Consider the following 12720-nt stretch of genomic DNA (forward strand, 5'->3'; position numbering starts at 1 on the left):
TACGGTCGACGCCATGGTCCCCTCAACACCTCCTTCGGCCGTCATCTTCGACCTCGACGGGGTGCTGATCGATTCCGAACCTGTCTGGGAGGCGGCCGAAGCCGAGGTGTTTGCCTCGGTGGGGGTGCACCTCGACGCCTCCGACACGGCGTCGACCACAGGCCTTCGCGTGGACGAGGTGGTGGCGCACTGGCTGGCCCGACGCCCCTGGGACGTCACTGCACCCGATGCGTCAGCGGAGGCGGTCGCCGCGACGCTCGTCGACGCAATGGTGGCGCACGCCCAAGACGATCCCACCGAGGTGCCCGGCGCGGTCGATGCCGTCGACCGACTGGCGAAGTCCGGTCGGCGCATGGCCGTGTGCTCGTCGTCGCCGCAACGGCTCATCGAGGCGTCGCTGGGTGGCTTGGGGCTCGGCGATCGTTTCGAGCTGGTGCATTCGGCCGAACACGAGCCGGCCGGCAAGCCCCACCCGGCCTGTTACCTGAGCACCGCCTCGATGCTCGGCGTGGCGCCGAGCGACTGCGTGGCCATCGAGGACTCGGTCAACGGCGCCATCGCCGCTGCCGCCGCCGGGCACGTCGTGGTCGCGCTGCCCGTATCGGAGCTCCGCAACGATCCGCGCTTCGACTTTTGCGCCCGGGTGCTCGACGGTCACCACCAGCTGGACGAGCAGCTGCTCGGCACCTTGTTGGCCTGACCGTGCGGCGTCAGGTGCTGCGGAACTAGCGCAGGGTGGGGGTCGCTGAAGAACAGCCGATCCTTCAACGCCGGATCTCGATCAACAGCACCCAGGCGGAGAGCACGGAGCCGATGATGATCAGGATCATTCCTGCCGCGATCCAATAGAGGCCCGAAGCATTCGAGGCAATGAGCAGGATGGAGCCGACCGCCAACGGGACGAGTTGCACAGCCGCGACGGCGGATCTGGCCACCAGGGTGGCGACGGGTCGCTTCGATTCGGATGTCATGCGCATGATGGCGGTGACGTGCTGGACGGTCGCCAAGAGGGTTCCGACCAAGATCTCGATGCCGAGCGTCGGGGCCGGTTCCCCTGGGATCAGACCGACACCGGCCACGACCACGACCAAGATCAACGAACCGATGGCTGCAGCCGCCCGGGCAGGCAACGAATGATCGGCGAGGATCTCTGTGAGGCTGACCGAGATGCCGACCATGACCAGCCCAGCGAGTGCCGCCCCGGCGCCACCGATGGCGACGTAGAAATCGCCCCAACCGGCCGTCAGGGAAGCTTCCATACCTCAAGCCTACGATCGAGACGGCAGCCGCGGAAGGGTAAGTCCGCCGGTGAATTCGGGCTCGCTTCAGGCTTTTGCCTACTCCCTGGTCAGGTGAAGCGGGGCTCGTCCCACCACGGGTACCAGTCGGGCAGATCGGAGGGCACCGACTGGGTCCAGGTCGGTGGCCGCTTCTCGAGGAACGACATGATGCCTTCGGCAACGTCGGGGCCTCGGCCCTGGGCGACGACGGCGCGGCTATCGATGCGGTGGGCCTCCATCGGATGGGAGGCGCCCAGGCCCCGCCACATCATCTGGCGGGTGAGGGTGGCCGATACCGGCGCCGAGCCGGAGATGAATCCCTTGGCCAGCGCCCGGGCATCGGCGATCAATGTTTCGGGTTCGTGCAGCGACCGCACCAGCCCGCCTTCGAGCGCTGTTTCGGCGGAGATCAGCTGGGCGGTGTAGCACCACTCGAGTGCCGTCGAGATTCCCACAATTCTGGGCAAAAACCACGACGAGGTGGCTTCGGGCACCAGGCCTCGGCTGTTGAACACGAACCCAAACCTGGCGTTGGGCACGGCGAGGCGGATGTCGGCCGGCAGGCACATCGTCACGCCGATGCCCACGGCGTCACCGCTGATGGCCGCGATCACCGGCTTGGTGCAGCGGAACAGGCGCAGCACCACGATGCCGCCGGTGTCGCGTATGGCGTCGGGATCGTCGCCGCGCATGTCGTCGATTCCGCCGTAGAACCGGGCGACCGGATCGTCGGTGGCCGAGTCGTCGGTGCCGAAGACCGAGTCGGCCCTGGCCTCGTAGTCGAATGTTGCGGTGCCGGCCGATAGGTCGGCCCCGGCGCAGAACGCCTTGCCCTCGCCGGTGATGATCAGGGCGCGCACACCGTCGTCGCCGTCAACCAGGTCGAGGGCCGACATGATCTCTGCCGCCATCAGTTGGGTAAACGCGTTCAACCGATCTGGTCGGTGCAAGGTCAGCGTGGCGATCTGGTCGGTCACCTCGTAGCGGATGGTCTCAAATTCGGTCCCCATCGCCGCAGTCTGCCAGAGGCGATCATTCGTGACGTGGGTGCGGGGAAAGCTGCGGTAGGGAGAGAGGGGCCCCCGCTGCCCTCTGAGCTGGCGGAAGCTCGAGTGAGGCTTGGCGGATTGAGCGGGGGCCCCTCTGCACCCTCGACTATCCACCTGTCACGGCCTCTAAACCTCGAGTCCCAGGTTTTTCGGTTCTGGGTGACGCCCTCGGAGGCGGTGGCGACGTGCGCCAGGCCGGGGGAGACTGGCCGCTCGCCACCGGAGGATGCCCATGACCGACGAGATTCTCGACGTTGACCTGCTCGCATTCGAGTCCGGCGATGCCGCCGCACGGCGAGCGGTGGTCGACGGAGTGATGCGGTCCCTCGAGACCGGCTTCGTGTACACCACCCACGATCTGGGCGAGGACTTCCTCGACGAGGCCTACGGGTACCTCGCTGAGTTCTTCGGCCGGGATGCCGAGGAGAAGGACCGGTTTCGGGCGCCGGGGTCGATGGGCCAGACCGGCTACACGGGGTTGCTGGTCGAGACGGCTGCGGTCTCGGACACGCCCGACTGGAAGGAGATGTTGAACTGGGGCGAGAACGTGCCCGAGGGTCATCCGCTGCGGCGCCGCTATCCACACCGCTACGCCGATCAGGTGTTGCCGGAGGCGGCCGTGCCGGGTATCACCGAGGTGCTGATCACGTTCCATCGGCGCATGGCCGAGCTTCAGCGGCGGCTTCTTCGCATCATCGCCCTGGGGCTCGGTGCGGCGGAGGGGTTCTTCGACGAGCTGGTCCTGGACGGGTCGACGCTCACACGGGCCATCCACTACCCGGCGATGAACCTGGCGCCGGGCGCCGACCATCTGTGGGCAGGCCCTCACGCCGACATCAACCTGATCACGGCGCTGCCCCGCGCCACTTCCAAGGGGTTGCAAGTGCAGGTGGGGGAGCGGTGGGCCGATGCTGCGCCGCCGGACGGCCACGCCATCATCAACACCGGCATCATGTTGGAGCGGCTTTCCAACGGCCGCATCCCGGTCGGCTGGCACCGGGTGGCCGCCGATCCCGCCGACTCGGGCGAGCGTTACTCGGTCGTGCAGTTTTGTCATCCCACGCCGTGGACCATTCTGGCGCCGCTCGAGTCGTGCATCACGCCGGACAACCCGCAGCGCTACTCGGGCATCGAGGCGGGCGACCTGCTCGACCAGGTGCTGTGGCAGATCAACCTGGTTGAGGACGGCCGCCGAGTGGCTGAGGATACGGAAGCAAGCTGTTATTGAGGCTGACGGTGACCGACGCCGACAGTGTCGGACGGGCCATGGAGGCGGGTGGAGCGCAGGTGATCGTCCCGATCGAGGCCCGGTACTACGGCCCGCGTGAGGGTCGCCTGCGCGATCCCTTCGGGCACCTGTGGATCGTCAGCCAGGGATGCGAGGGTCTCTCCAAGGAAGAAGTCCAGAAACGCATCGACCGGAGCAGCTAATCCGTCAGGGCCGATTGGAGGAGCTACGAGCATTCGTGTAGTTAGATTCGTGATACGTTGACGGTATGGCGCAAGCGATCTCAGTGCGGCTCGACGACGACGCAGAACGGGCGTTGCGGCTGCTTCAGCAGACCGGAAGCTCTCGTTCGGAGGCGATTCGGTCGGCACTGATCGACGCTGCGAATCGGCAGCGCCGTAGCTCGGAACTCGCGGCCGAGTCGGCTGCGCTCGAGGCCGATGAGAAGGATCGACGGGAAATGCTCGCCGTGGCCGAAATGATGGACTCGCTGCGTGCTCCGCGGTGACGTGTACCGGTTCCTGGTCCCGAAAGGAACCGGGCATGAGCAGCGGGGCAATCGCTACGGCGTCCTGGTTCAAGCGAACGAACTTCTGCCTCGGTCGGTCGTGCTCATGGCGCCGACCTCGCTGAGCGCTCGTCCTGCCTCCTACCGTCCCGAGGTCCAATGCGCGGAGAGCCGACCCCAGTTCTTGGCGCGCAGATGGCGGCCGTCGACGTTGCTCGCCTTGGCGAGTTGGAAGGTCATCTGGGGCCGGAGGAACTCTGGGGTGTGGACGAGGCGATCGCGACCGTCGTTGGACTTCGGGGACGCTCACGGTGACGCTGGCCGGATGAACCGAACGCCATGGTGGAGGCTGAGCCCGATGCGTCCGTAGCGATGCGTGGCAAATCGGTTTGTTGCGGAGAGCATCTCCCGGTATCATGTACAACACGCCGCGGGGTGGAGCAGTCTGGTAGCTCGTCGGGCTCATAACCCGAAGGTCGCAGGTTCAAATCCTGCCCCCGCCACCATCGTTAAGTAGTGCAACAGCAGGCCGTAGGGCCTGCTGTTGTGGTTTTCGGCAGGCCCGATTCGGACGCTGTCTGCCAGATTCCCGAAATCGAGTCGCTGGACGGCTGCCTGAAAACCCGACGAGTGGCACAGAGCGTCGAGTAGACGCCTGCTGAGACAGCTTCGACGGCGCCGAAGCGTTCTATCGGCCGTCGGCTCGGCTACATCGGTCGGCCACTCTTCAACAGACCCGCAGCGGCCCGAAAGGCGGAGCGGCGACGCGCCGTCGATCGCAGGCCAGCGACGACCACGGGTTCACCATTGACGAGGCCGAGGTCATCTACTGGGGCGTGTGCCCCGAATGTCGGGCGACCGGCGCCGACGCGACCTGAGCCCGACCACCCACCCGACCCGATCGCACCCATCCCGAGTACTCAAGGAGCACCAAATGAACGACGACACCGGCGCCACCGCCACCACCGACGAGGCGGTAGCGCCCTCTGCCCAGTGTCCCGTGTTGGGCGACTCGCACATCGCGATGGGTTCGATGGCGAACCAGCATTGGTGGCCGGAGCAGCTGAACCTGCGTCCGCTGGGGAAGAACTCGCCGTCGATCGATCCGATGGGCGCCGACTTCGACTACGCGACTGAGTTCTCCCGCTTGGACCTGGGCGCAGTGAAGGCCGACCTGGCTGCGTTGATGACGGACTCACAGGAGTGGTGGCCCGCCGACTACGGCCACTACGGGCCGCTGTTCATCCGCATGGCGTGGCACAGCTCCGGCACCTACCGCATTCACGACGGTCGCGGCGGAGCGGGCACCGGCACGCAGCGTTTCGCCCCGCTGAACAGCTGGCCCGACAATGCGAACCTGGACAAGGCCCGTCGGCTGCTGTGGCCGGTGAAGCAGACCTACGGCCGGGCGCTGTCGTGGGCCGACCTGATGATCCTGGCCGGCAACGTCGCACTCGAGACGATGGGTTTCGAGACCTTCGGTTTCGGCGGCGGACGCGCGGATGTGTGGGAACCCGAGGAGGACCTCTACTGGGGCCCCGAGGACACCTGGCTGGCCGACGAGCGTTACGAGGGCGACCGCGCGAGCTGGCCGATCCGCTCGGTGCGGTGCAGATGGCGCTCATCTACGTGAACCCCGAGGGCCCAAACGGCGAGCCCAGCGCGCTGGGTGGTACAAGCTCACCCATCGCGACATGGGGCCCGTGTCGCGCTACCTGGGCCCCGAGGTGCCCGGCGAGGAGTTGATCTGGCAGGACCCGGTGCCGACGGTCGACCACGACCTGGTCGACGCGCCGGCCATCGCGCCGCTGAAGGACACGATCCTCGCGTCCGACCTGACCGTCTCGCAGTTGGTGTCGACCGCCTGGGCATCGGCGTCGACCTATCGCGACAGCGACAAGCGCGGCGGCGCCAACGGCGCTCGTATCCGTCTGGCACCGCAGAAGGACTGGGACGCGAATGACCCGGCACAGCTGGCGTCGGTGCTCACCACGCTCGAGCGCATCCAGTCCGACTTCAACGCCGCGCAGACCGGCTCGATGCAGGTCTCGCTGGCCGATCTGATCGTCCTCGGAGGCTGCGCAGCGTTCGAGCATGCCGCTGCTGGCGCCGGCCAGAACGTGACCGTGCCGTTCTCACCCGGGCGCACCGACGCAACGGCGGAACAGACCGACGTCGCCGCGCTCGCCGTCCTGGAGCCGATCGCCGACGGTTTCCGCAACTACTCCCGTGCTGGCGACAAGCGCCGGCCGGAGGAGTTGTTGATCGACTGGGCAAGCCAGCTGACGTTGACCGCGCCCGAGGCCACCGTGCTCATCGGCGGGTTGCGCGCACTCGGGGTGAGCGCTGGCGGCGCTGGTCACGGGGTGCTCACCGAGCGACCCGGCGCCCTCACCAACGACTACTTCGTGCACCTGCTTGACATGGGCACCGATTGGGCGGTGTCGGGTGCCGAGCACGTCTATGAGGGCCGTGCCCGCGCCAGCGGCGAGCCACGCTGGACCGGTACCGCTGTCGACCTCGTGTTCGGACGACTCTGACCGGCATGCCATCGCTGATGGCCTATCCCGACTCCTCGCCGACACCTGCACCCTCTACCTCAAGACCCACCTATTGACCCAGCGCTTGCAGGTCCACGAGAAGACCGCCTGGATGCTGCGCAGCATGCTGGAGTAGCGGGCCAGGAGCGGCAACAATCGATCACTCGACCGGATGGTCTGTGAACACCACACTGATGACGCTGGTGTCCGACGGCCAGTTCGGGACGTTCAGGGTCCGGGGGCGCGACCGGTCGCCCCGAGCGATGCTGGTGACCGAGATGGTGCCGGTCCCTTCCGGGGAGGCCGGCATGAAGAGGTCGACCCCTTGCTGGAACGGCTGCTCCGAGAAGTAGGGGAGTGGGCCGAGCGTGGTTTCACCCGGGGTGGCCGCATCGTCGTGAATGTGCAGACCGATCGCATCGTCGGAGTCGAACCCGGCGATCACGTCGGTCGGGTCACTGCCATCGACACTGATCTCCAGCACGTCGGTCTGGTCGCCCGGCAGGTCGCCGTCGTCGGATCCGTACCACTCGCGCATTCGGATGGCGATGATCGAGGAGTGGTCGGCGTCAGCGTTGGTGTTGACGCGGGTGGAACCGTCGGGAGCCGACGACAGCAGGCGAACCAGTTGGCTGCTGCGCTCATAGGGCTGCAGGTACACGTGGTGCACGACCTCAGATCCAGGCTGGGACAGCGCGTACTCGTAGTGCGCCCCGGCGGTGGTGTCCACCGGTCCGAATGCTCCGTCGTCGCTCAACTCGAACGATGCGTGCGGTTCGGTGCCGACGCGGGCCCCGGTGTCGGCGTCGATCTCCCAGATCTCCAGGGTCGCGCCGGCGCGTCCGGTATTGGCGGGGAAGTTCACCGCCCGGCCCTCGAGCACGACCGGCTCGGAATGCGGTTCGAGATCCGTGACTGCCGGTGGTTCGCCGACGAGGAACTCGTACTGCATCGCGAACGACTCGGGCGACGTGGCGGTCTCCACGTGCGCCTGACCGGGGAGGGCGTCCTGGTTGGGGGTGATGCAAGGAACGACGTCGACGCAGCTGCCACCGTCGATGGCCACGTACTTCGCGACCTTCGCGGCACGTGTCGGATCACCGAGGTAGGCGCTCGACACGATCGTGCCCCTCGAGTGGCCGACCAGGTACACCTGTTCCGCACCGGTGGCCGCAAGGGTCTCATCGATGAGTTGGTCGACGCCGTCTGCGTAGGCCCCGATGTCCATGCCGGCACCGTCGTGGTCGTAGGCCACGATCCGCTCCGACGGGTAGCCGTTTGCGGCGAACCGCATGGCCTGTGTCTCGTACTGCTGTGCCGAACCGGCGAACCCGTGCACGAACACAATGGGCAGGGACACATCCTCGGGCAGCTGCGGAACCGTCGAGGATGTGGTCTCAGTCGACGCCGCTGGGTCGGCGACGGCCCCGTCCTCGGCAGAGGAGGAACACGCTGCACCGAGGGCGGCCACTAGACCGAGGACGATCGCGAGGACGGTTGTGCCAACCCTGCGCTGCCGGGCCGGGACTCCGTCATCGGAACGGTACATACGGCAACGGTACCGGGTGTGGCGATGGCAACCACCCACCGTCGGGCGTCGGTGATCAGGCCGGATCCTGCTCGCTCAGTCGAGTTCCTGGTGCCCGCCGCCGGACACGGTGATGATCTGCCCACTGATCCAGGCCGCGGCCGGAGAACACAGAAAGAGTGCTGCGTTGGCGATGTCGGAGGGCAGGCCCAAGCGCTTGATCGGGGTGTGGGTGAGCATCTGCGCTTCGACCTCGTCGTTGAGCACGCTCTCCAACGCCTCGGTGCGGGTCGCACCCGGCGCCACACCGTTGACGCGGATGTTGTGGGGGCCGAGATCGAATGCGATGTTGCGGATCAGGTGGTTGGCTGCCGCTTTGGACGACCCGTAGGAAGCCATCCGCTGGTTGGTGTTCTCCGCGGCCATCGACGTGATGGCGAGGATGGCTCCGCCGCCGGCGTCCTCCATCAGCGGTGCTGCAAGTTGGGCCAGCTGGAACAGCGAGAACACGTTGAGTTCGTAGGCCCGCCGAAAGTCCGCCATGTCCATGTCGAACGGCTTGGGTCCGCCACCGCCCGCATTGCTCACCAGCGTGGTCAACGAGCCGAAGCGCTCGTTGGCGGTGTCGACGAGGCGTGCCAGATCGTCGGGCTCAGTCACGTCGCAGGCGACAGCAACGGCCCTGCCACCCGACCGCTGGATCTCGTTGGCCGCCTCGTCGGCGTCGTCAGGACGCAGGTCGCTGACGACGACCGCAGCACCCGCTCCTGCGAACGTCCGAGCGATCGCCCGTCCGATCCCGGCGCCTCCGCCCGTGACGATCGCGACCTGTCCTTCGAGACGGAAATGATCTGGGTCGTACATGGCGGATCCTTTCGTGGCGGACACGATGACCTGTGCGTCTGCCAGGTTCGTTAGCCCAGTTGCGACGACACCACAGGGTGTCGTGGCTTCACGCCTTGATCGAGGGCCCAATACAAAGCCGACCCTACAATTCCAGAAACGTCAGCGTCTCTGAGCGAGGGAGTTTGTGGGCCGCCGCTGGCTTGAGCTCGCTGCCCGCGAGCCAGGGAGGGAACCCCCCGGTCATGGTGATGTGGGCCCCTGTTGGGTGCGATCGTGAACGAGTACGGTGACCTCGGGGGAGGTGCGACATGAACGTTGCTGTACTGGGTGCCGGAGCGTGGGGAACGACCGTGGCGTCATTGCTGGCGGTGGGTAATGACACCACGGTCTGGTCTCACGAAGCCGAAGTGGTGGACGAGATCACGCTTCACCAGCGCAACCCGATGTATCTCCCGGATATCGAACTGTGTCCGTCTTTGCGGGCGACCGCCGACCTACAGACCGCGTTGCAGGCTGCCGACATGGTCGTGTTCGCCGTGCCGTCGCGCTACTTCCGTGCTGTTGTCGAACGGGCACGCCCCGATGTGCCGACCGATGCCGACCTGGTCTCCGTGACCAAAGGCATCGAACTCGAGACGGGGTTCCGCATGAGCGAAGTCCTCATCGATGTGCTGGACCACGACCCCGACCGGGTGTGCGTGTTGTCGGGTCCGAACCTCGCCAAGGAGGTCGCTCTCGGCCAGCCGTCGGCAACGGTGCTTGCTTGCAGCGACGCTGCGCGCGCGGAACGGTTGCGGCAGGCGTTCACGACCGAGTCGTTCCGAGCATTCACCAACAGCGATGTGATCGGCTGTGAGGTCGCCGGCGCGGTCAAGAACGTGATCGCGATTGCAGCAGGGATCGGGGACGGGCTCGGCTACGGCTGGAACACCAAGGCGGCGTTGATCACCCGTGGCTTGGCCGAGATCGCGCGCCTGGGTGTCGCTATGGGGGCCCAGCCGATCACGTTCCTGGGACTCGCCGGCAACGGCGACCTGACTGCAACTTGTAGCAGCCCGCAGAGCCGTAATCAGCACCTCGGTGAGGAACTCGGGAGGGGCCGTTCTCTGAGCGACATCACCGCCGACATGCTGACGGTCGCCGAAGGTGTCAGCAGCACTCCGGCCATCGCCGCCCTCGCGCAACGCCTCGGGGTGCCCATGCCGATCACGCGGAAGGTCGAAGCTGTCCTGAACGGCTCGATCTCGGCAAGAGCGGCGGTCGACCAACTCATGCAGTTCGAGCCGGGCGCCGAGTTGGAGGACATCCACTGATCGTCGGTGCCAACGCGTTGAGGAGACCGATTCGATGACGGGACCGTGCCCGGGCCGATTCAGCCTCCGAAGGTGGCGCTGAGGTCCTGTCCCGCCACCGAACCGCCGTCGGCGACAAACTCGGCGCCGGTGCAGTACGACGACTCGTCCGATGCCAGGAACAGCGCCAGCCGAGCGATCTCGATCGGGCGGCCCATCCGACGGATGGGTTGGGTCGCGCCCTGTGCGTCGGATGCGGCCAGGGTGGGGTTCGGTTCGGCCTCACCGGGTTCGGGTGGTTCCACCATCGCCGAGACGTCGGTGACGCCGACCATCGGAGTGGTGACCCCGCCGGGGTGCAGCGAGTTGACCCGCACCCCGCTCGGTCCGAACTCGATCGCGGCGGATCGGCTGAACCCGCGCAGCCCCCATTTGGACGCGACGTACGAGCTGATCATCGACATGCCGAGCAGTCCGCCGGTGGAGGAGACGTTGACGATCGAACCGCGACCGGCGTCCGCCATGGCCGCGCCGACGATCTTGACGCCCAGGATCGGGCCGAGCAGGTTGACGTCGAGCACGTGGCGCAACTGCTCGACGTCGAGGTCGCGGATCGGTGACGGCACGAGCACGCCCGCGTTGTTCACCAGCACGTCGGGGCACCCGAACTCGTCGGTGGTGACCGCCAACAGGTCGACCCAGCCAGCCTCGTCGGTCACGTCGAGTGGCACAAAGCGGGCGGCGTCGCCGATGTCGGCCGCAACTGCTGCGCCCTCCTCGGCGAGCACGTCGGCGAGCACCACCCGAGCACCCTCGGCTGCGAACAGCCGCGCCTCGGCCTCGCCCATGCCACGGGCCGCACCGGTGATGATGGCCACCTTGCCGTCAAGTCGTCCCATCGGACCTCCCCTTCGTTCGCTTGCCCGACGATAGCCCTCGGCAAAAGCTCGGGTCGCCGCAGTCTCGGGGCGACCATCGGGGTGCCGCCGGCGAGGGCGGCATCTACGGTGTTTTGGTGCCAGCACCACTTCAACACGTCGATGTTGTGGTGGTTGGGGCGGGTACTGCTGGCGCCAATGTTGCCGGCCAGTTCGCCTCGCGAGGCCGGTCGGTGCGGTTGGTCGACCGACGGCCAGCCAACCTTGGCGGGGCGCAGTGGCACAACGCCGTGCTGCCCTGGCAGTTCGAAGCCGCCCAAGTCGAGCCGCCGGTCCGGCCCGAGGGGTTGGGGCCCCAGCCGTCAGCGGCTCACTTTTTCGGGCCCGACCATCGTGACGCGTTTACGGTCAACGACTCCCCCGTGGTGAGAGCGGACATGGTGGCGCTGGGACGCCGGCTGCGCGAGCGGGCCTGCAACGCCGGCGTCGAACTGCTCGACGAGTCGGAGATCACCTCCGTTGACGTTGATAGCGACGGGCGGATGCGGGCCATCGAGATCGATCGGGACCGAGATCGCGGCGGCGGTGCGCTGCGCCTTGAGGCCGAGCTGTTCGTGGACGCGTCGGGGCGACAGGGCGTGTTGCGGGAGTCCTCTCCGGCGTTGCGGCCGTGGTGCCCGGAGGTGAGCGCCGAGGAGTTATGTTCGGCAGGCGATCACGATGTGCGCATCGATGATGCGGATGGCGCCGGCCGGTTCCTCGCCCGCCATGGTGCCCAACCGGGCGAGACCGTGACGGTCCTCGGTCCGGATGGTGGATGGTCGACCCACGCCGTCACGGTCTCGGCGGACCTGGTCACCGCCACCGTGTTGGTGGGTTGCGTCGCCTCCGGCCCCAGCCGCACCGCCCCCCACCAGATGGCTCAAGTCCGGACCGACCTGCCGTGGCTGGGCGACGTGATTTCCGGGGGCTTCGGGGTGATTCCGTTACGCCGTCCCTTCGCCCGCTTCGCGTCTGGCGGGCTCGCTCTGGTGGGCGACGCAGCCTGTCAGGTTTTCCCCGCACATGGTTCCGGCATCGGCCTGGGCCTGATCGCCGGCACCCTGCTGGCTGAGACCGTCGCCGACGCTGACGACTGCGGCGACGAATCGACCCTGTGGAGCTATCAATCCCGCTACCAGCAGCGTTATGGCGGCACGCTTGCGGCGTTCGATGCGTTCCGTCGCATGACCACGGTGCTGGGCACCGATGGCGTGGCCCGGATGGTTCACGCCGGTCTGCTCAACGAGGAGCTGACCCGAAGCGGACTGGATCAGCGATGGCAGGTCCCTGGCCTTGCAGATACGTTGCGGAGTTTCCAGCGTCTGGCCCGGGTTTCATCGGTGGCTGCGACCATGGTGCCCTGGTTGGCTCGGGCCGCTGCGCTTCACAAGATCGGACCCCAGTATCCCGATCAGGTCGACCTGGCCGCATTGGCGCGATGGGACGGCCGGGTGCGCCGATTGCTCGGCGCCCTCCCCACGCCGTAGCCCTGGCACCGGTTGTCACTGTCTGCCAGAGCGGTGGCGCAG

At 67.1% G+C, this 12720-nt stretch carries 11 protein-coding genes, 1 tRNA gene and 1 pseudogene; 8 read left to right on the top strand and 5 right to left on the bottom strand.

Translation table 11 applies throughout. The features are described from left to right. The first annotated feature begins 13 nt into the window (after window positions 1-13). Complete coding sequence (gene hxpB, locus IPN02_11575; protein ID MBK9297449.1) at window positions 14-700, top strand: hexitol phosphatase HxpB; 687 nt, start codon at window positions 14-16, stop codon at window positions 698-700. A 64-nt stretch (window positions 701-764) separates the two neighbouring features. On the opposite strand, the gene IPN02_11580 is transcribed toward hxpB, so the two are convergent. Together IPN02_11580 and IPN02_11585 are read right to left on the bottom strand one after the other, a co-directional pair. Then, the gene (locus IPN02_11580; GenBank protein MBK9297450.1) at window positions 765-1259 is read right to left on the bottom strand and encodes a hypothetical protein; all 495 of its coding nucleotides are present in this window, start codon (window positions 1257-1259) and stop codon (window positions 765-767) included. Window positions 1260-1348: 89 nt separating this feature from the next. After that, window positions 1349-2290, bottom strand: a complete 942-nt coding sequence (locus tag IPN02_11585) for a crotonase/enoyl-CoA hydratase family protein (protein ID MBK9297451.1) — start codon at window positions 2288-2290, stop codon at window positions 1349-1351. A 271-nt stretch (window positions 2291-2561) separates the two neighbouring features. Here IPN02_11585 and IPN02_11590 point away from each other — a divergent pair, with 271 nt between their 5' ends. The 5 genes and pseudogenes from IPN02_11590 to IPN02_11610 all read left to right on the top strand — a co-directional run bounded on the left by IPN02_11590 (window position 2562) and on the right by IPN02_11610 (window position 6605). Continuing rightward, on the top strand, window positions 2562-3557 hold the full coding sequence (locus IPN02_11590; protein ID MBK9297452.1) for an isopenicillin N synthase family oxygenase: 996 nt from the start codon (window positions 2562-2564) through the stop codon (window positions 3555-3557). Between the two features lie 8 nt (window positions 3558-3565). Further along, the gene (locus IPN02_11595; protein MBK9297453.1) at window positions 3566-3760 is read left to right on the top strand and encodes a hypothetical protein; all 195 of its coding nucleotides are present in this window, start codon (window positions 3566-3568) and stop codon (window positions 3758-3760) included. Window positions 3761-3825: 65 nt separating this feature from the next. Beyond that, a complete protein-coding gene (locus tag IPN02_11600) occupies window positions 3826-4065 on the top strand; it encodes a ribbon-helix-helix protein, CopG family (protein ID MBK9297454.1) in 240 nt (79 codons plus the stop codon). A gap of 429 nt (window positions 4066-4494) precedes the next feature. After that, a tRNA-Met gene (locus IPN02_11605) sits at window positions 4495-4571 on the top strand. A gap of 428 nt (window positions 4572-4999) precedes the next feature. After that, window positions 5000-6605 (top strand): annotated as a pseudogene (locus tag IPN02_11610) (hypothetical protein). A 160-nt stretch (window positions 6606-6765) separates the two neighbouring features. Here IPN02_11610 and IPN02_11615 read toward each other — a convergent pair. Then, window positions 6766-8154 (bottom strand): alpha/beta fold hydrolase, encoded by a 1389-nt coding sequence (locus IPN02_11615; protein ID MBK9297455.1) that lies wholly within the window; start codon window positions 8152-8154, stop codon window positions 6766-6768. Window positions 8155-8229: 75 nt separating this feature from the next. Next, window positions 8230-8997, bottom strand: coding sequence for a 7-alpha-hydroxysteroid dehydrogenase (hdhA, locus tag IPN02_11620; GenBank protein MBK9297456.1), 768 nt, complete (start codon window positions 8995-8997; stop codon window positions 8230-8232). 290 nt (window positions 8998-9287) lie between these two features. On the opposite strand from hdhA, the gene IPN02_11625 reads away from it, so the two are divergent. Further along, entirely contained in the window at window positions 9288-10292 is a 1005-nt protein-coding gene (locus tag IPN02_11625; GenBank protein MBK9297457.1) for an NAD(P)-dependent glycerol-3-phosphate dehydrogenase, read from the top strand. A 59-nt stretch (window positions 10293-10351) separates the two neighbouring features. Here the strand turns inward: IPN02_11625 and IPN02_11630 are convergent, their stop codons facing one another. Next, complete coding sequence (locus IPN02_11630) at window positions 10352-11170, bottom strand: SDR family oxidoreductase (GenBank protein ID MBK9297458.1); 819 nt, start codon at window positions 11168-11170, stop codon at window positions 10352-10354. A 116-nt stretch (window positions 11171-11286) separates the two neighbouring features. Here IPN02_11630 and IPN02_11635 point away from each other — a divergent pair, with 116 nt between their 5' ends. Continuing rightward, the gene (locus IPN02_11635; GenBank protein MBK9297459.1) at window positions 11287-12678 is read left to right on the top strand and encodes an NAD(P)/FAD-dependent oxidoreductase; all 1392 of its coding nucleotides are present in this window, start codon (window positions 11287-11289) and stop codon (window positions 12676-12678) included. Window positions 12679-12720: the final 42 nt, after the last annotated feature.

This window comes from Candidatus Microthrix subdominans (genome assembly GCA_016719385.1).
Classification (GTDB): Bacteria; Actinomycetota; Acidimicrobiia; order Acidimicrobiales; family Microtrichaceae; genus Microthrix; species Microthrix subdominans.